Origin of the sequence: Streptomyces sp. LX-29 (assembly GCF_029541745.1) — a bacterium.
In the GTDB taxonomy this organism is placed as follows: Bacteria; Actinomycetota; Actinomycetes; order Streptomycetales; family Streptomycetaceae; genus Streptomyces.
This window is the reverse complement of sequence record NZ_CP089746.1, coordinates 6,838,190-6,857,377: the sequence shown is the minus strand read 5'-3', so window position 1 is coordinate 6,857,377 and position 19,188 is coordinate 6,838,190. Positions and strand designations below refer to the sequence as shown.

Below are 19,188 nucleotides of genomic sequence, written 5' to 3'. Positions count from 1 at the left end.
CCCCGCTCCCCCACGGCTTCCGGTCCCCCCTCGCGGGTCGTTAACCATTATCGCGGTCGCGTTCGCTACGGGGCTCGTCGCCGTCACCCGTCCTCACCCCTCCGCACGCGGTCGGTGACGGAGAGCGTCCGACCACCGGGGGCGGCGCGGTGGACGCTTTCCGGCCGCGCACGCGGGAGCCACGAGCTGGGGAGCCGGGGGGCCGGGGAGTCGAGGGGCCGGGGAGTCGAGGGGCCGGGGAGCTGCGATCCCGGGGTCCGCGAGTCCGGGTTCGTCGTGTCCGGGTTCGTCGTGTCCGGGTTCGTCGTGTCCGGGTTCGTCGTGTCCGGGGCTTTCGGGCCGGGGAGCCGCGTGCCCCGGATCCTCGCGCCCGGGGGCCTGCCGCCCGGGTCCCCGCGCCGGGGAGAAAGTGAACGCCACGAGCGTCACACCGCGGCAGGTCCATGGGATCGTGGACAGGCCAAGTACGTACAGGCGTACGGAAGTTCACACGGGGGAATCGTGGACAACAGCACATCGCAGGCGCGACAGCGCGGCATCCTGGCCCTGGTGGCCGCGATAGCGGTCTTCGCCGTTCTGATCCTGCCGCAGGTGGTGGAGGACGAGGACGGCAGGACGGGCCTCACGGGGTCGGGCAGGACGCCCACCGCCATGCCCGGTCTGCCGAACCTGCCGAACCTGCCCCAGCCGCCGAGCCTGCCCGGTCTTCCGACTCCGGGGGCCACCACCGGCGGCTCCGGCTCCTCCTCCGGCGGGTGGACGGACCCCACGGGGGGCGGCTCGGGCGGAGCGACCGGCGGCGGTGCGGTCCGTACCCGGGAGCCGTCCGCGCCCACCCGCGCCCCGGACCCGACCGCCGAGGCGTTCCGGGCGGTGCGGCCCGGCGACTGCCTCGCCGTGTACGACACCGGGCACGGCGAGTGGAGTACCCGCAGCCCCTACCGGGTGGGGTGCGGCTCGGGCAACGCCACGGTCTTCGTCACCGCCGTACGCTCCAGCGCCGCGTCCTGCCCCGGCGGAGCGGGGCAGAGCTACTGGTCGTACACGTCCGGCGGGAGCACCACCGCGCTCTGCCTCAACCGTCAGTTCCAGGTGGGCTACTGCCTGCTGGCGGAGCAGTCGGGCAGCGGATCCGCCGCGCGGATGAACGCGGGGCTGATGACCGCGGTGGACTGCGACGCCGACAAGGTCCCGTCGAAGTACAACCAGATCCTGCACATCACCGGCGTCTACCGGGCCCCGTCCCAGCCGTCCTCCACCAGTTGCGCCCGCGCCCAGGGCGATCAGACGTACTACTGGTACTGGATGGTGAACGGCGGCAGAACCCTGCTGTGCACGATGGTCTACCGGGGCTGACCGCGGCTGTCTGCGGCTGACCGCGGCTGACCGCGGCTGCCACCCTCGGCCGGGCGGCCGAGGGCGGAAGCGCGGCCGATGGACCGCCCGCCCGCTCAGCGCGTCGCCGCGCGGACGATCCCCCCGCAGAACGCGACCAGCAGCAGGAACGCGAACTCGCCGGGCGCGGCGGTGTACGGGAGCAGGGCCACGGCACCCACCACGCAGTACACGGCGGCGGCGAGGGAGATCACCCTCTGCGCCTGATGCGGACCGTTCCGGTTGAGCCGCACGACCAGGGCCATGAAGACGGCCGCCCACAGGGCGGCCCGCGGCTGGTCGAAGGAGATGGCCTCGAACAGCTCGGAGACGTCCCGGTGCCAGCCCGTCTCCGCCAGCGACCGGGCCCGGTCCGCCATGTCCTTCAGATAGCTCCTCGACGCCAGCGACGCCGCGCTCGCCCCGTCGAGATCGGCCCGCACCCACTCGGCGACCATCAGGATCGCCATGCCCAGCGCGTGGCAGAACCCCGACCCCGTGCCCACGGTCGCCTTGCGCGCCGCCTCGTCCGCCGCCGACGTGAACCCGTCCGCGGTGCCCGCCCCCGTGCTCATGCGTCCCCCTTTGCCTCGTCCCTATGTGTTGCCCATGATGCTGCCCTGTCAACTCGCCGCAGGCGTATGCGACTTGTTTCTCTCCCAGGGAAGGGCGTACTCATGAACGTGCTCACGAAGAAGACATCCGCCCGGAGGCTCATCCGGCTGCTGCTCACCCTCGGCGCGCTGACGGCCATGACCGTGCCGGCCGCGGCCGCGGGGGCCGTCGAGAGCGGGCCGGACGAGGGGGCGCGGCAGGCCCGCGGCGGCGGGTGTGTGGTGGCCTACTTCGACCTCGGCGAGACGCTGGTGCACTCGGCCGCGGACGGGAGCATGCGGTACGCGCCGGGGGCCGCCGAGCACCTGCGCGCGCTGCGCGCCCGGCACATCCCCGTCGGCCTCATCACCAACGTCCCGTCCTCCTGGGGCGCCACCGACGCGGAGCGCGCCGCCGCGCTGCGGAAGGTCGTCGACGAGGAGTGGACCGACTCCACCCCGTTCGCCTGGTCGGACTTCGACGGCCGGATCCTCACCCCGCGGACCGAGGCGGAGCGCAAGCCCGCGCCCGTCCTGTGGGAGCGGGCCAGGGAGGCGGCGGGCGACTGCCGCGTGGTGTTCCAGGGGGAGAACGCCGAGGAGGTGCGCACGGCCGGCTCCCTCGGCTACGTCGCCTACCAGGTGGCGCATGCTCACCGCCCGGCCTACCTGCCGCCCCGGCTGATCGCCCTCCTCGCGCACCTGCCGTAGGAAAGGGCGGCCGCCGGCCCGGCAGAGCTGAGGCGGCCGCCGGCCCGGCGGGGCCGGCGGCCGCCTTTCGACGGGGCGGCTCAGGGGGCGATCGGCAGCTGTCGCTTGTGCTCGGTGAGCCGGTATCGGCGGACGATGGCGGCGAAGGCGGCCTCGTCGACCGGCTTGCCCTCCAGGAAGTCGTCGATGTCGTCGTAGCTGACGCCGAGCGCGTCCTCGTCGGGCTTGCCCGGGTCCAGCGTCTCCAGGTCCGCGGTCGGGGTCTTCTCGATCAGCGTGACCGGCGCCCCCAGGACCCGCGACACGGCGCGTACCCGCCGCTTGGTGAGGCCGGTGAGCGGAACCACGTCGGCCGCGCCGTCGCCGAACTTGGTGAAGAAGCCGGAGACCGCCTCGGCGGCGTGGTCGGTGCCCACCACGAGGCCCTCGTGCGCGCCCGCGACCGCGTACTGCGCGATCATGCGCTGCCGGGCCTTGATGTTGCCGTGCACGAAGTCCTGGTGGTGCGCGTCGCGGAAGGCCGTGCCGCCGGCCAGGGCCGCCTCCAGCGCGGCGTCGCTGGCGGGCTTCACGTCGACGGTCAGCACCCGGTCGGCCCGGATGAACTCCAGCGCCAGCTGCGCGTCCTTCTCGTCGGCCTGGGTGCCGTACGGCAGCCGCATCGCGAAGAACGTCGCCTCCCGCCCGGTGGCGCGGACCCGCTCGACCGCGAGCTGGCACAGCCGGCCCGCGGTCGTGGAGTCCACCCCGCCGCTGATGCCCAGCACCAGCGAGCGCAGCCCCGTGGAGATCAGCTGGTCGGCGAGGAAGCCCACCCGGCGCTCGATCTCCTGCTGTGCGTCGAAGGACGCGCTCACCTGGAGATCACGGGCGATCTCCTGCTGGAGGGGTATGGACGCCAGGTCGGTCACGGTTGCTCCTCGGTCGGGCCTCTGGGCAGGGGCGGCACACGCGCCGCCGGGCCGGGGCCGCGGGCGCGGGTAGCGGACGGAGGCACTCTAAAGGAAGAGCGCCGCTCAGCAGTCACGCAGCCCTGCGAGGGCCATGCCGCGCTCGCCTGTACGGCCTCTTGCTCCGGGTGCAGGCCATGTGCTCAGGTAGGCGAGGCATGGTGAGGTGGCGCCCTCCGGGGTGTGCATGGAGGGGGCGCCGGGCTCGGTGGGCTCGAACCGTACAGCTGTGATCTTGACCGCGCTGGGCCTGGAGTACCGGGCGGTGCGGGAGTACCTGGTCGAGGTGGAAGAAGCTCGTCATGAGACGGGGACGGTCTTCGAAGTGGGAACACTCGCCGGGACATCGTGGCGGGTCGCCTTGGTGGAGGCGGGTGAGGGCAACCGCTCTGCCGCCGTCGTCACCGAGCAGGCGCGCCAACTCTTCTCTCCCGACGCCCTCCTGTTCGTCGGAGTCGCCGGCGCGTTGAAGGACGACGTGGCGCTGGGCGATGTCGTCGTGGCCACCCGGGTCGTCGCGTTCCACGGCGGCAAGATAGCCGCGGGCGATTTTCTGCCACGGCCTGAGGTGTGGTCCGGCCCCCACGCTCTGCTGCAGACAGCCCGGCATGCCCTGCGTGACGAGGTCTGGCACGAGCGGCCGGATGCTCGGCTGCGGGTGTTCTTCAAGCCGATCGCCGCCGGAGACGTGGTGCTCAACTCGCCCCGTTCCCTCCTGCGCGAGCAGTTACACAAGCACTTCAACGACGTCGTGGCGATCGAGATGGAAAGCGCCGGCATGGCCCACGCCGCGCAGATCGGTGGGATGGAAGCCCTGACCATCCGCGGGATCAGCGACCGGGCCGATGGCACCAAGTGCGCCGATGACGACGCCGAGCGTCAGCCGCGTGCCGCGGCGCACGCCGCCGCTGCCGCCGTCGCCATCCTCCGCCACCACCACCGCCCCCCGGCACCGCCGCCATCCGGCACACCAGGGCCGTCGACGCGCCGACCGCCACGGGGACGGGCGTCGTGGCTGACCAGGTTCCTCGCCTCGCCGAAGGTCCGGGGCGCCGCGGCCGGTGTCGGCGTCTTCGCCCTGCTGCTGGGGTCGGCGCACTACGCGGGATATCTCCCGAACGCCGGAGCCTCGGGCGGTGACCAGGGCCAAGCCACCGACACACCCGGAGACTACTCGACGGCCCCGTCTCAGTCCGGTGACACCGATGAACCACGACGACCATCCCCCACCACGTCGCCCCCACCCAGCCCGGCCCCGGACACGTCGACCTCTCAGGACGCGCCGACGCCCTCTCCCTCCCTCTCGTCATCCACGCCAAGTCCGTCCCCGCCCCCGCCCGCAGATCCGCCCCGGCCCCGGCCCAGGCCCACCGCACCGACCGTGCAGGTGCGCTGGCAGGGCACGCTGTCCCTCTCCAGCAACGGCGCGCCCATGGGCTGGTGGTTGGACGAGACGCCGCCCACCCGGGCACTGATCGGCGATCTCGGCCTCGAGTGCGACTGCCATCCCGGTGAAATCGTCGCCACCGCCATCGCGGCATGGGAGGGTCCACAGCAGCCGAGATACCAGCAGTGTTCCGAGATGAGCGGCCAGTTGGCGCGCCGCGCGCTGACCGTCCAGGTGGGTTCGATGGCCTGCCTCAGAACCCAGAACGGCCGTCTGGGCTACGTCACGGTGACGAGCATGCCAGGCCCTTCGCAGCTGAACGTGGAGGCGACCGTCTGGGATCGCGGTTGAGGACGCCAGCCGCAAGGGGGGCTTCGGTGAGGGGTTCGTACCGCTGATCGCTCTGAACGCGAAAAAGCCCCGCACCTTACGGTGCGGGGCTTTTCCCAATGATTGTTCGGCGGCGTCCTACTCTCCCACAGGGTCCCCCCTGCAGTACCATCGGCGCTGAAAGGCTTAGCTTCCGGGTTCGGTATGTAACCGGGCGTTTCCCTAACGCTATAACCACCGAAACACTATGAAACACATCAACCGGATATACCTGGTTATGGCTTCAGAACCAACACAGTGGACGCGAGCAACTGAGGACAAGCCCTCGGCCTATTAGTACCGGTCAACTCCACCAGTTACCTGGCTTCCATATCCGGCCTATCAACCCAGTCGTCTACTGGGAGCCTTACCCCATCAAGTGGGTGGGAGTCCTCATCTCGAAGCAGGCTTCCCGCTTAGATGCTTTCAGCGGTTATCCCTCCCGAACGTAGCCAACCAGCCATGCCCTTGGCAGAACAACTGGCACACCAGAGGTTCGTCCGTCCCGGTCCTCTCGTACTAGGGACAGCCCTTCTCAAGACTCCTACGCGCACAGCGGATAGGGACCGAACTGTCTCACGACGTTCTAAACCCAGCTCGCGTACCGCTTTAATGGGCGAACAGCCCAACCCTTGGGACCGACTCCAGCCCCAGGATGCGACGAGCCGACATCGAGGTGCCAAACCATCCCGTCGATATGGACTCTTGGGGAAGATCAGCCTGTTATCCCCGGGGTACCTTTTATCCGTTGAGCGACGGCGCTTCCACAAGCCACCGCCGGATCACTAGTCCCGACTTTCGTCCCTGCTCGACCCGTCGGTCTCACAGTCAAGCTCCCTTGTGCACTTACACTCAACACCTGATTGCCAACCAGGCTGAGGGAACCTTTGGGCGCCTCCGTTACTCTTTAGGAGGCAACCGCCCCAGTTAAACTACCCACCAGACACTGTCCCTGATCCGGATCACGGACCGAGGTTAGACATCCAGCACGACCAGAGTGGTATTTCAACGATGACTCCACGAACACTGGCGTGCCCGCTTCACAGTCTCCCACCTATCCTACACAAGCCGAACCGAACACCAATATCAAGCTATAGTAAAGGTCCCGGGGTCTTTCCGTCCTGCTGCGCGAAACGAGCATCTTTACTCGTAATGCAATTTCACCGGGCCTATGGTTGAGACAGTCGAGAAGTCGTTACGCCATTCGTGCAGGTCGGAACTTACCCGACAAGGAATTTCGCTACCTTAGGATGGTTATAGTTACCACCGCCGTTTACTGGCGCTTAAGTTCTCAGCTTCGCCCCGTCGAAACAGAGCTAACCGGTCCCCTTAACGTTCCAGCACCGGGCAGGCGTCAGTCCGTATACATCGCCTTACGGCTTCGCACGGACCTGTGTTTTTAGTAAACAGTCGCTTCTCGCTGGTCTCTGCGGCCACCACCAGCTCAGGAAGCAAGTTCCCTCACCAGCAATGGCCCCCCTTCTCCCGAAGTTACGGGGGCATTTTGCCGAGTTCCTTAACCATAGTTCACCCGAACGCCTCGGTATTCTCTACCTGACCACCTGAGTCGGTTTAGGGTACGGGCCGCCATGAAACTCGCTAGAGGCTTTTCTCGACAGCATAGGATCATCCACTTCACCACAATCGGCTCGGCATCAGGTCTCAGCCTTACATGTGCGACGGATTTACCTACCGCACGGCCTACACCCTTACCCCGGGACAACCACCGCCCGGGCTGGACTACCTTCCTGCGTCACCCCATCACTCACCTACTACAAGTCTGGTTCGTCGGCTCCACCACTCCCCTTCACCCGAAGGATCCAGGACGGCTTCACGGACTTAGCATCGCCTGATTCGATGTTTGGCGCTTCAAAGCGGGTACCGGAATATCAACCGGTTGTCCATCGACTACGCCTGTCGGCCTCGCCTTAGGTCCCGACTTACCCTGGGCAGATCAGCTTGACCCAGGAACCCTTAGTCAATCGGCGCACACGTTTCCCACGTGTGAATCGCTACTCATGCCTGCATTCTCACTCGTGAACCGTCCACAACTCGTTTCCACGGCTGCTTCACCCGGCACACGACGCTCCCCTACCCATCCCAGCAGACGTTGGTCCTCACGCTGGAATGACATGACTTCGGCGGTACGCTTGAGCCCCGCTACATTGTCGGCGCGGAATCACTTGACCAGTGAGCTATTACGCACTCTTTCAAGGGTGGCTGCTTCTAAGCCAACCTCCTGGTTGTCTCTGCGACTCCACATCCTTTCCCACTTAGCGCACGCTTAGGGGCCTTAGTCGATGTTCTGGGCTGTTTCCCTCTCGACCATGGAGCTTATCCCCCACAGTCTCACTGCCGCGCTCTCACTTACCGGCATTCGGAGTTTGGCTAAGGTCAGTAACCCGGTAGGGCCCATCGCCTATCCAGTGCTCTACCTCCGGCAAGAAACACACGACGCTGCACCTAAATGCATTTCGGGGAGAACCAGCTATCACGGAGTTTGATTGGCCTTTCACCCCTAACCACAGGTCATCCCCCAGGTTTTCAACCCTGGTGGGTTCGGTCCTCCACGAAGTCTTACCTCCGCTTCAACCTGCCCATGGCTAGATCACTCCGCTTCGGGTCTTGGGCGCGCTACTCAATCGCCCTATTCGGACTCGCTTTCGCTACGGCTTCCCCACACGGGTTAACCTCGCAACACACCGCAAACTCGCAGGCTCATTCTTCAAAAGGCACGCAGTCACGACCGTGCTCCGAAGAACACGGCGACGCTCCCACGGCTTGTAGGCACACGGTTTCAGGTACTATTTCACTCCGCTCCCGCGGTACTTTTCACCATTCCCTCACGGTACTATCCGCTATCGGTCACCAGGGAATATTTAGGCTTAGCGGGTGGTCCCGCCAGATTCACACGGGATTTCTCGGGCCCCGTGCTACTTGGGAAATGAGCAAGCAAGCCGCAAAGATTTCAGCTACGGGGGTCTTACCCTCTACGCCGGGCCTTTCGCATGCCCTTCGCCTATCCATGCGGTTTCTGACTCGCCCAACAGCCGGCAGACTGCTGAAGCTCACTCCCACAACCCCGCATGCGCAACCCCTGCCGGGTATCACACACATACGGTTTAGCCTCATCCGGTTTCGCTCGCCACTACTCCCGGAATCACGGTTGTTTTCTCTTCCTGCGGGTACTGAGATGTTTCACTTCCCCGCGTTCCCTCCACATACCCTATGTGTTCAGGTATGGGTGACAGCCCATGACGACTGCCGGGTTTCCCCATTCGGACACCCCCGGATCAAAGCTCGGTTGACAGCTCCCCGGGGCCTATCGTGGCCTCCCACGTCCTTCATCGGTTCCTGGTGCCAAGGCATCCACCGTGCGCCCTTAAAAACTTGGCCACAGATGCTCGCGTCCACTGTGCAGTTCTCAAGCAACAACCAGCCACCCGTCACACACCACTCAAAGATGATGCTTCACCGGGGCCGGCACCCGAAGGAACAAGCTCTACGCTCGCACCCTCAGACACCCAACAGCGTGCCCGACACTCCCAGCCACCATGCACCGTGTTCCACGCCGAAGCAGTACTAACAGTCACAGCAGACCAAGTGTGCCGAGTAGTCAACGTTCCACCCATGAGCTAACCGTGCGAGACATTCGCTCGCAGTCGGCCATGTGCTCCTTAGAAAGGAGGTGATCCAGCCGCACCTTCCGGTACGGCTACCTTGTTACGACTTCGTCCCAATCGCCAGTCCCACCTTCGACGATTCCCTCCCACAAGGGGTTGGGCCACCGGCTTCGGGTGTTACCGACTTTCGTGACGTGACGGGCGGTGTGTACAAGGCCCGGGAACGTATTCACCGCAGCAATGCTGATCTGCGATTACTAGCGACTCCGACTTCATGGGGTCGAGTTGCAGACCCCAATCCGAACTGAGACCGGCTTTTTGAGATTCGCTCCACCTCGCGGTATCGCAGCTCATTGTACCGGCCATTGTAGCACGTGTGCAGCCCAAGACATAAGGGGCATGATGACTTGACGTCGTCCCCACCTTCCTCCGAGTTGACCCCGGCAGTCTCCTGTGAGTCCCCATCACCCCGAAGGGCATGCTGGCAACACAGAACAAGGGTTGCGCTCGTTGCGGGACTTAACCCAACATCTCACGACACGAGCTGACGACAGCCATGCACCACCTGTACACCGACCACAAGGGGGGCTACATCTCTGCAGCTTTCCGGTGTATGTCAAGCCTTGGTAAGGTTCTTCGCGTTGCGTCGAATTAAGCCACATGCTCCGCCGCTTGTGCGGGCCCCCGTCAATTCCTTTGAGTTTTAGCCTTGCGGCCGTACTCCCCAGGCGGGGAACTTAATGCGTTAGCTGCGGCACGGACAACGTGGAATGTCGCCCACACCTAGTTCCCAACGTTTACGGCGTGGACTACCAGGGTATCTAATCCTGTTCGCTCCCCACGCTTTCGCTCCTCAGCGTCAGTATCGGCCCAGAGATCCGCCTTCGCCACCGGTGTTCCTCCTGATATCTGCGCATTTCACCGCTACACCAGGAATTCCGATCTCCCCTACCGAACTCTAGCCTGCCCGTATCGAATGCAGACCCGGGGTTAAGCCCCGGGCTTTCACATCCGACGTGACAAGCCGCCTACGAGCTCTTTACGCCCAATAATTCCGGACAACGCTCGCGCCCTACGTATTACCGCGGCTGCTGGCACGTAGTTAGCCGGCGCTTCTTCTGCAGGTACCGTCACTTTCGCTTCTTCCCTGCTGAAAGAGGTTTACAACCCGAAGGCCGTCATCCCTCACGCGGCGTCGCTGCATCAGGCTTTCGCCCATTGTGCAATATTCCCCACTGCTGCCTCCCGTAGGAGTCTGGGCCGTGTCTCAGTCCCAGTGTGGCCGGTCGCCCTCTCAGGCCGGCTACCCGTCGTCGCCTTGGTAGGCCATCACCCCACCAACAAGCTGATAGGCCGCGGGCTCATCCTGCACCGCCGGAGCTTTCCACCACCAACCATGCGGTCAGTGGTCGTATCCGGTATTAGACCCCGTTTCCAGGGCTTGTCCCAGAGTGCAGGGCAGATTGCCCACGTGTTACTCACCCGTTCGCCACTAATCCCCCACCGAAGCGGGTTCATCGTTCGACTTGCATGTGTTAAGCACGCCGCCAGCGTTCGTCCTGAGCCAGGATCAAACTCTCCGTGAATGTTTTCCCGTTAATCGGGTGCACACTCGCGTTGAGCGGAACAGGTAGGAGGAATAGTCCCACCCGTTCACAGCGTCCTCGCTGTGTTTTTTCTTCAAAGGAACCTCGTCATCGGGCCGTGATGGCCCTTCGACGGGGTATCAACATATCTGGCGTTGACTTTTGGCACGCTGTTGAGTTCTCAAGGAACGGACGCTTCCTTCGGTCCCGTTTCACCGGGCCCTCCGGGCGCTTCCCTTCGGTCTTGCGTTTCCGACTCTATCAGACTCTTTCGTGTCCGATTCCCGGTCGAAGCGGGATTCGCTTTCTGGTTCTTCGCTTTCGCGTTTCCCCTTCGGCGCTTCCGACTCTATCAGGTCCTTTCGGCTCCTGACTCCCAGTCAGCGGGTTTTCCTTCAGGGCTTTCGGGCCCCTCCGGGGAGTGAGACATTAGCGGAACCCGTGCCCTCGTGGCTAATCGGCGCCACGCTTTCGGACCTGGATCCCTCACCCGCGCATACGCATGAAAACGAGACGACAAAACACGTCGTTCGTTCGAATGGTTCGTGCGGGATGGCTGACCGGGGTCCGCCTCAAAGGGCGGCGCTCACGTCCGGACAACTCGGAGAACACTACTAGACGCCCGGCGTGAGTGCTAGCCGAGGGCGGGCTCTCAGGCAGTGCGTCCCCTCACTGCCTCCGTGAGCAGGGACGGGTCCGCACGCAGGGCTCGGAGGCCGAGCCGTTCCTGCGGGATCCGTTGGCGTGCGACGAGCAGGTCCATGGTCGCCGCGCGCAGGTCCGCGGAGAGCCATGTGAGGAGCGATGCGGGGTCGCTGAGCCCCGGGTTCGACTTGTCCGGGCCTGGGCTGCCGTGTGTGAGCAGCCAGCGGTAGAGGGCTGCGGCCGGTCGGAACGGTGGCAGATGGTTCCGCTCTGAGGTCATCGCCGTGTTCGCCGCGATGCGCAGGCCCGCCGCGTCCAGGTCGCCGAAGTAGAAGGTGGCTGTGGGCAGGGGGGCGAGGAGTGTGAGCGAGGTGATGGAGACCGGCAACTGGTTTCCGCTGCCCCAGGCGATGTGAAGATCCGGGCGCGCGGCGGGTTCGAGGCTGCGGGCGAGGGTCAGGAGGGAGTGGAAGGTGGCGTTGTTCTCGACGACGAGAAGACACGGCTCGCCCATGCCGGGGACGTACTGAGAGGGGAACGGCACGGGGGTCGGGTAGCAGGCCAGGAGGTCGAGGGTGAGAGCGCCGCTGGTGAAGAGCCGCTTCGTGGTGTGGGCGGCGAGGGCCTTTTCGTCGTCGAGGAGGTCCAGCGAGCGTTCTTCCATGGGGACGGGTTCGGGGTCGGGGTTGTCGCGCAGCCAGATGGCCACGCGGTCGAGGAGGTCGTGCTCGTCGGACCGCGTGGCGATGCCCGCCGCTCGCTCGAGCACCTGGGGCCAGACCCTGACGGGGGGCCTGTGCCTTCGGGGGCGGGGCGTGGTTTTGCCAAGCCAGCGGGGCAGGGGTGGCTGGGTACGGTCGTCCCAGCCTGTCCGGGCCTTGGGAAGCTGGATGACACCGTCGGCGGCGAGCTTGGTGATCGCCTCGGCGACCCTGTTCCGGGCGCTGGGATCCCCCAACAGGGTGGGGTCGGTCACTGCTGCCTGACGAAGGAGCGCGTCGACCTGGATGCGCTGGGCCGGCTGGTCGGCGATGTGGGCCGACAGGATGTCGAGGAGTGGGCGCGTCATCGTGTCTCACCATCGGTGCCGACCGCTTCGTCGTGGGCGACTCGGGCGCCGGTGATGAAGCCCCGTACGGCCTCTTCGGAGACTGCGGAGGAGTCGGGGACGACGTAGCGACGGTTGTGTGTGCGGCCGGGCCGGTTGTCGAGACGGACGACGTTGGGGAAGAGGGAGATGGCGTTGGGGTCCTTGACCCCCGTGGTGTAGACGAGCTGGACCTTGTGGGCGGCGGCCACGGCGCGCTGGAGGCGCACCAGGTCGCCGTGGGATGCACGGCCGATCGGATTGTCCAGGAGGAGAATGCCGCCGGAGCGGTCCTTGCGGCCGGCGTTGGCGGCGCGCAGGGCGGCGATGGTGCAGTAGAGAGCCACACAGACCGTGAGCTTTTCCCCGCCAGACCACTTGCCGAGGCGTGTGATGTCCTCGGTGGTGGCAACCGTGTCGCGGCTGGGTTTGAGCACCTTGACGGTGAAACCGCGGGGACCGACTGCTTCGTGGACGGCCTCCTTCAGGAGGGGGAGTCCTTCGGGTTTGACGCCTTGCGCGACCCGCCTTTCGATGACGCGGTTCACATAGGTACGCAGATCCGCGTCGCTGGCGGGTGCGTCGAAGGAGATGCGAAGCATCCGCTTGCCGGCCCAGCCGCCGTTCTGGGTGTTGACGCGCGAGTAGCGCTCCGCTTTACGCAGGGTGTCGAGAGTGTGGGAGACCAGGCGCGCAAGTGAGTCCGTGACGATCTCCTGGTCCTTGGCGATGCCGGCCAGTTCCCCGTCGATCATGTCTCCGCGCAGGGTGAGCTGGTTGGCCAGATGGCTCGCGTTGCGGGCCAGGATCTCCTCGCCGTCGTGCAGAATGCGGTCCTTGGCAGGAGTCGCGACGGTCGGGTACCTGGCTCCGAGGGTTCGCAGGGCGGCTACCGCCTTGGTTCGATGGGCCGCAGCCTCCGCGCTGCCGTGTTCGGCGGCGCGGATCCGTTCGGTGATGTCCCGCTTACGCTGCTGCGCCTGGGTGCCGTTGCCTGTGAAGGGTGCGGCCGGGGTCTGGTGTGGTTCCGGAAGGCCGTCGGTGAGGAGACCGAAGAGGCTGATGACGCCTTCGAGCTCGGTGTTCTTCTTGTCGAGGTCGGAGATCTCGCGCTCTGCCGTGGCCCTGCGCTCGATGGCGCTTTGGCCGGCCTGCTCCTGTTCGGCGGCGAGAGAGTCCGCGTGCTCGGCGCTGGTCGGCTCAGTGGGCAGCGTTCGGCGTGGTGCCTCGGCACGCCGTTCTTCGATGGTCTTGAGCGCGCCGGTGTGGCGTTCGACCGCGGCGGCAGCTCGTCCTCGGCGGTCGAGCGCCTCCCGCTCGGCGGTACGGGCGTCAGTGAGGGCGGCTGCGCGCTGCTGAGCGGTCTGACCGTTCGCGGTGCGAAGCAGTTCCGCCGCCTGCTGTTGGATGTTCTGGGGGATGGTGGCAAGGGTGGCGTTCTCCTTGGCCAGCACGTCGGTGAGCGTTCTCTCGCGTTCCGCCAGAACCGACTGGGCTGCGCGTACGTGCCAAGCGCGTTGGGCGTCCTGGTGTCGCTTGCGCAGCGCTTCGAGGGAGATCCGCGGGTCGTCGTCGACCGCCGGCTCGGTGTCGAGGTAGGTCAGCGCGCCGGCCTCCCTGCGCAGGCTGTCGCCGATGGCCTGTTCCTTCTCGGCGAGCGCCTTGGACTGGATTCCGGCCTCGAAGGCGGCGTTGGCCTGCTCGACGAGTTTCCGCTCGTGGTCGTGTGCCGCGATGGACCGGGCCTCGGCGTCCGAGAGGTCTTGTCGCCAGGTGGACGCGGCTTCGGCTCGTTTGATCAGGCCGCCGAGTTTCGCCCGTATTTTTACCACACGGGTTATTTCGTCCTGGGTGGTTTCCTGCCGGGCCGCGTCTTCGGCCTCGGCCCGATCGAGTGCTTCCAGCGACCTCTGAGCGTTGCCGAGTGCGGTGTCGTGTGCGCTGATCGCCTGGTCGAGTTCGTCGATGCGGCTCTGGAGGGCCGTCAGATGGCCGGCCGGACAGTCGGCGACCAACGAGGTGACGGCATCGAGGAGGCCGCGGTCACCGGTACGGGCCTCGGTCAGCGCGGCCTGCCTGGCGGCGTGGGTCTCGGTCCGGGAGGTGACCTGGCGGATCGTGGTGTCGGTGGATGTGGGATCGATCAGTCCAGGGTGGAGTCCGGACCAGGCCGGGCCGGGAACTCCACAGGCCGAGGGGTGGGGTCCTCGGGCAGCGACGGCGGACGCGGCGTGTGAGGTGTAGACGCCGACGAGCGCGGTGGTGGCGGCGTCGACGGAGGCGAGCACGCTGGTGGCTGCCTCTTCCTGGTCGCTCGCTATGACGAGGCCGACGCCGATCCGGGACAGATGCCGGTCGGTGAGAGCGTCGGCAAGCCGGAAGTCCGGGAGCAGGGTCCTCAGGTGCTGCCAGCCGGTTTCGGCGGTGATGCCGTGTTCGGCGAGAGTCGTCTGGACTCGTTCCGCGTCACGGGTGGTGGGCAGCAGACCGGTCCGGGTGTGGACGTCGAGGACGCGCTTGTCGTCGAGGTGTTCCGCTTCCAGCCGTACCAGTTCGAGGTCCGTCTCGAGGATGGCGTTCGTGAGCCGCCTCGTCAGCGTTTCCGTCTCCGCCCACAGGTCCGCTGGAGAGTCGTCGGTGGCCTCGATGAGGTCTCGGATGCGACGGATGGCTGCGAGCTCGGTGGCGCGCTGGGAGAGGGCCGCGTGCTCGGCGGTCAGTGCGGTCCGGTCGCTGTCGAGACGGGTGCGCTCCGCGGTGAGCGCCGCCAGTTTCTTGGTCAGCTCGGTGCGCGCCTCGGGTCGCCGGGCGCGCCGTTCTCGGATGTCCTTCGCATCGCGGCCGAGGGCGTCCAGCCGCTGCTCGAGCTCGGCATCGTGTGCGGCTGGATCGGTTGTCTCGGTGGGAAGTGCCCCGTCGCGGGCCGCCGACCGCAGGTCCGCGGCGAGTCCTTCCAGATGGGCGCGTGCCTTGGCGATGTCGCTGTCGGCGGCCGCGGCGGCGCTTCGTACGGTCGTGGCTTGTTCGACGAGACCCTCGCGTTCTGTGACCGCCGCCGTGCGGGCCTCGGTGGCCGTCGTGGCTCGCGTGTGGTGCTCCTCGGCGAGATGGCTGAGCCGGCGGCGCAGGCGCGCGGTGTGCTCGTCGTGCTCGCGGCGCTGCGGTGCGCTGTGCGCCCGTTCCGCCGCGGCCTCCTTCTGGGTGAGGTCGAGGGCGTATGCGGCTTCGATCTTCGCTGCCAGATGTTCGCCGGCTTCCCAAGCGGCCACATGGTCGGCCGCATCGGCGGCCGCTTGGTCGGCCTGACGGCGTCGTTCCTCCGCGTGGGTGATCCGTAGCTCCGCCGCGCGTTTCTCGTAGAGGTAGACGAGGTCGTAGGCGACGCCACGCTCGGTATCCGCGGCCGACTTGCGGGCTTCCGCTCGCGCCTTGTGCTCGACGAGCGTTTCCTGATGGCGCTGGGACTCGGCGATGGTGGCGCGGAACGCGGCGGCGAGGGCCTCCCCTTCGCGAACGAGGTACTCGAGGCTCTGCTGGGAGTCGTCCATCTCCCGTTGGGCGATGGTCACGCGTTCCAGCCCGGTGGCGACATCCAGGCAGAACTCTCGCTCGGCTTCCTTGGCCGGCTTGGTGGCCAGCAGGGATGCGATGGAGGAGAGCCGTTCGGCGACGTTGGCCGCGTCGTCCGGGGAAACGGTGAGGTCGATGAGGAGGTCGATGAACTCGCGCGCGGAGGCGAACTTGAAAAGCTCATCCACCCCACCCTCGACGTGGTTCATCTGCTTCTGGGTTCGGAACAGCGAGGGGTCCAGGCCCCGGTTGGCCAACTGCGTCGTCCACTCGTGCTGCCGCTCCGTGGTGACCAGGTCCATCGCCTGGGGGTGAAGAGCGGCGACCTCTTTGAGTTTGGCGATGAAGGTCGCACGTCGGCGGGGTGCACCGGTCTCGTCACTGATCGGCAGCCGTTCCAGGTCGATGACACCGGGGACGGCGTAGAAGGCGTAGAACGTGGTCTCGAGTTTGTCCCGCGCCCGGTCGGCGTCGGCGGGGCGACGGAGGTCGACCCACTCGTAGACGGCGCCGGTGACAAGGACGTGGTCGGGCTGACCGTCGAGCGTCTGTGAGGTCGCGGGGTACCAGACGGCGACGGTATGGGAGGTGTCGCCGGAGTCGACGTAGTCCGTCAGGCTGCGTTTGACGACGCGGCCCATGAAGTCGGTCGCTCTGGGCAGCATGAGTGTGTAGAAGAGGGAGAGCAGCGAGGACTTGCCGCCTCCGTTGCGCAACCACACGATCGAGTCCGACGGAACGGCGAGGACGCCGTGCGGGGCGGTGAGGTCGAGAGTGACGTCGGTGAAGCGGGCGGAACGTTCGCCGATGGAGTGCAGTCGCAGCGCGGCGAGGTGGTAGGTCACTGCTCCCCCGTTGTGTGCTCGTCGCTTCGGGAGACGTCTGTCAGGGGCTGCGGGGTGTGTTCACCCCGCGCAAGCGCGGCGAGGTAGGTGTACGCGGGTTCGCTCGCCATGTCCTTGACCTGGATCCGGAAGCGTTCGGTGAGAATCCATGTGCCGTCGGTGCTGTCGGTGCGGGCCATGCCCTGTTCGACAAGCCAGCCGAGGATGTTGCGGACCCAGTACAGGGTGCACTTGGGCGACAGGCGTCCCGATCCGCGTCCGCGGTCACCGACGAGGGTGGACGGCATTTCGTGGTAGACGCGCCAGGCTTCGTCGAGCCCCTCCTCCGGGATGGTCTCGCCGGCCGGGTCGGTCGCCTGGAGGCGCTCGCACAACGATCGCATCCATTGCTCGAACTCCGCGTCAGGGACTCTGCGGACGCGGTCGTCGTCGAGCTCGGCCGGGCTCGGGTAGGCGTAGGCGGCGACCCCGACGAGGAGGAGGCCGGCGAGGAGCCGACCGGTGCGGGTTCCGGCGTTCGGCATGTCGGTGACGCGGAAGGCGAACGGAGACTCCGGTTCGACGCCGAGGACGAGACCGAAGTCTCCGTCGGACAGGACCCGCGTGCCGAGACCGTGCAGGACGGAGTCCGTGGCGGTGCGGAAGTCCGGTTCGCTGCGGTAGCGGCCGAGCAGGCGCCGGTATTCGGGGCTGCGTCCGGGCCGTTGCGTCGGCTGGAGCGCGTACCCGATGAGCGTGCCCAGGTCGGTGTGGTCCGTCTGTGTCAGCGTCATGCGCTCTCCTCGGCAGAGAGAGGGAGGGTGGTGACCGGTACGGGGTCGGCGGTCTCCAGGGCGTCCGGGTGCGCGGCGATGATGAGATCGTCGCCGTCCCATCCGGGAAGGCGCAGCGGCAGCCCGTCGGTGTCGGCTGCCGCGCGCGGGCCGAGGATCTGGGCGGCGAGGTCGGCGGAGACCGGCTGGCCGGGCTCCAGCTCCTCGGGGGCATAGCTCCAGAGCGCGGTGAGGGCGAGGATCTCCGCGGTGTGCTGCCGTTGACCGGAGTGCGCCAGGTCCTCGCCGGTGAGAGCACCTGCTATGAGCGTCGACAGGCGAGCGGGCAAGCCGATGCGGGCGATGACGTGCTGGGCCGCGGTGATGACCTCGGGCGGGATGGTCGGCGGGTCGGGGTCGCCGATTTCCTCTTCGGCTTCGACGAGATCGCGCGTCTCGTCCAGGGGACCGCGTACGGCCCATAGATCATCGAGCAGCCGGTACAGCCTCGGGAGCCTGGCCGGCCGAGGGCCGGTGATGTCGGACAGCCATCGGTCGACCACCGTGCGGGCCGTATCCGTGTCCAGGCCGAGCAGCGGCTGGAGCACCTCCTGGCCGAGGTCGGGCAGGTAGCCCACTGCCGGGGGCCGGAACGCCTGGCGGTTCTGTTCCTCGAGGAAGACGCCGCGCGCGGTGATCACCTGGCGGTGCAGTGCCTCGTGCCGACGTGCGCACTCCGTGAGGATGCCGGCGATACGGGCCGCAGCGGCGGTCACCTGCTCGTCCTCGGCGTCGAGTGATTCGCGGACCTTCACCAGGAGGCGGTGCTCGGACTCCAGGCGGGCGGAGATGTGGTCGCGTGCCGCGTCGAGGCGCTCGGGAACGTCGTGGGCCCACTGCTCGAGTACCGACCGGAGGTCTCGGCGAGTGTCCTTGATCAACCTGTTGAGGTCGTCGGCGAGGGAGACGGACAGCAGCCGGGCACGGACGGCGGCCTTCTCCGCCGCGGCGAACGCGCCCTTGGCCAGCTGGCGCTCCAGCATGAGCTCGTTGGCGACCTGCTCGTCCTCGACATCGAATTCCAGTCCGCCGACCAGCGCGTTGACCGCGTCCCTGGTCGCGTTGAGAACGACCTCGCCCCGAACAGGGTCCTCTCGTTCGATCAATAACCGGAACTGCACCTGCCGCTGCTGATGGGCGCTGCCCTCGCGGCTGTAGTCGCTGATCCGGTAGGTGAACGGCGCTTCGCGTTGAGCACGGTTGAGCAGCGCGTCCAGGGTGTAGGCGGCGACCTTCTCGTGCTCGTCGACCGACCGGCCTGGAGCCGCGCGGCGGGCGAGGTCGGCAAGCCCGGCGGTCACGTCCCGGTAGGTGGCCTCGTCCTCGAAGCCCTGCCGGGCGATGATCATGTCGATGGCGGCGAGCGCCAACGTCGCGACGTCGTAGGTGGCGTCCGGCCAGTCCTGCCGCGCGCCGCCGGCGGCGGCGTCGGCGATCGGGCGGGACCTCATGAGAACGGCGACGCGCGCCGGGAACGTCGGGTCGAACATCGGCAACTCGGCACCGACTGCCGCGGCTCGCGCCGTGGGTTCATCGATCTGGTCGAAAGACAAGTTCAACCTGCGCTCCCTCCCCAAGCCGGCGCATGGTCAGTACCGTAACCGCTGGCACTGACAGCGCGCCGGGAGATCACCGA

9 protein-coding genes and 3 rRNA genes are annotated in these 19,188 nt (G+C 66.8%); 3 read left to right on the top strand and 9 right to left on the bottom strand.

The window, feature by feature from the left end:
- Nucleotides 1–501: 501 nt before the first annotated feature.
- Nucleotides 502–1,356 (top strand): hypothetical protein, encoded by an 855-nt coding sequence (locus LRS74_RS28870; protein WP_277743732.1) that lies wholly within the window; start codon nt 502–504, stop codon nt 1,354–1,356.
- 95 nt (nt 1,357–1,451) lie between these two features.
- On the opposite strand, the gene LRS74_RS28865 is transcribed toward LRS74_RS28870, so the two are convergent.
- Entirely contained in the window at nt 1,452–1,949 is a 498-nt protein-coding gene (locus tag LRS74_RS28865) for a hypothetical protein (RefSeq protein WP_277743731.1), read from the bottom strand.
- Nucleotides 1,950–2,051: 102 nt separating this feature from the next.
- On the opposite strand from LRS74_RS28865, the gene LRS74_RS28860 reads away from it, so the two are divergent.
- The gene (locus LRS74_RS28860; RefSeq protein ID WP_277743730.1) at nt 2,052–2,678 is read left to right on the top strand and encodes a hypothetical protein; all 627 of its coding nucleotides are present in this window, start codon (nt 2,052–2,054) and stop codon (nt 2,676–2,678) included.
- Between the two features lie 80 nt (nt 2,679–2,758).
- Here LRS74_RS28860 and nadE read toward each other — a convergent pair whose 3' ends face one another.
- A complete protein-coding gene (gene nadE / locus LRS74_RS28855) occupies nt 2,759–3,589 on the bottom strand; it encodes an ammonia-dependent NAD(+) synthetase (protein WP_277743729.1) in 831 nt (276 codons plus the stop codon).
- Nucleotides 3,590–3,857: 268 nt separating this feature from the next.
- Between nadE and LRS74_RS28850 the strand changes: the two genes are divergently transcribed.
- Entirely contained in the window at nt 3,858–5,366 is a 1,509-nt protein-coding gene (locus tag LRS74_RS28850) for a 5'-methylthioadenosine/S-adenosylhomocysteine nucleosidase (protein ID WP_277743728.1), read from the top strand.
- Nucleotides 5,367–5,470: 104 nt separating this feature from the next.
- On the opposite strand, the gene rrf is transcribed toward LRS74_RS28850, so the two are convergent.
- The 7 genes from rrf to LRS74_RS28815 all read right to left on the bottom strand — a co-directional run bounded on the left by rrf (nt 5,471) and on the right by LRS74_RS28815 (nt 19,111).
- A 5S ribosomal RNA gene (gene rrf / locus LRS74_RS28845) occupies nt 5,471–5,587 on the bottom strand.
- Nucleotides 5,588–5,658: 71 nt separating this feature from the next.
- Nucleotides 5,659–8,780 (bottom strand): 23S ribosomal RNA (locus tag LRS74_RS28840).
- Nucleotides 8,781–9,065: 285 nt separating this feature from the next.
- Nucleotides 9,066–10,593: ribosomal RNA gene (locus tag LRS74_RS28835) — 16S ribosomal RNA — on the bottom strand.
- Together the 16S, 23S and 5S rRNA genes form the textbook arrangement of a ribosomal RNA operon.
- 652 nt (nt 10,594–11,245) lie before the next feature.
- Nucleotides 11,246–12,307 carry a Wadjet anti-phage system protein JetD domain-containing protein gene (locus tag LRS74_RS28830; RefSeq protein ID WP_277743727.1) on the bottom strand — a complete coding sequence of 354 codons (1,062 nt, stop codon included), beginning with the start codon at nt 12,305–12,307 and terminating at the stop codon, nt 11,246–11,248.
- Complete coding sequence (locus LRS74_RS28825; protein WP_277743726.1) at nt 12,304–16,740, bottom strand: hypothetical protein; 4,437 nt, start codon at nt 16,738–16,740, stop codon at nt 12,304–12,306. The genes LRS74_RS28830 and LRS74_RS28825 overlap by 4 nt, the downstream gene beginning before the upstream one ends.
- Entirely contained in the window at nt 16,737–17,513 is a 777-nt protein-coding gene (locus LRS74_RS28820; RefSeq protein WP_277743725.1) for a hypothetical protein, read from the bottom strand. Before LRS74_RS28820 ends, LRS74_RS28825 begins: the two co-directional genes overlap by 4 nt.
- Nucleotides 17,510–19,111, bottom strand: a complete 1,602-nt coding sequence (locus tag LRS74_RS28815) for a hypothetical protein (RefSeq protein ID WP_277743724.1) — start codon at nt 19,109–19,111, stop codon at nt 17,510–17,512. Before LRS74_RS28815 ends, LRS74_RS28820 begins: the two co-directional genes overlap by 4 nt.
- Nucleotides 19,112–19,188 lie beyond the last annotated feature (77 nt).

Bases quoted from the DNA above. Each gene is read 5' to 3' on its own strand.
- LRS74_RS28820 (WP_277743725.1), bottom strand. From the start codon at position 17,513: ATGACGCTGACACAGACGGACCACACCGACCTGGGCACGCTCATCGGG.
- LRS74_RS28860 (WP_277743730.1), top strand. From the start codon at position 2,052: ATGAACGTGCTCACGAAGAAGACATCCGCCCGGAGGCTCATCCGGCTG.
- LRS74_RS28865 (WP_277743731.1), bottom strand. From the start codon at position 1,949: ATGAGCACGGGGGCGGGCACCGCGGACGGGTTCACGTCGGCGGCGGAC.
- LRS74_RS28830 (WP_277743727.1), bottom strand. From the start codon at position 12,307: ATGACGCGCCCACTCCTCGACATCCTGTCGGCCCACATCGCCGACCAG.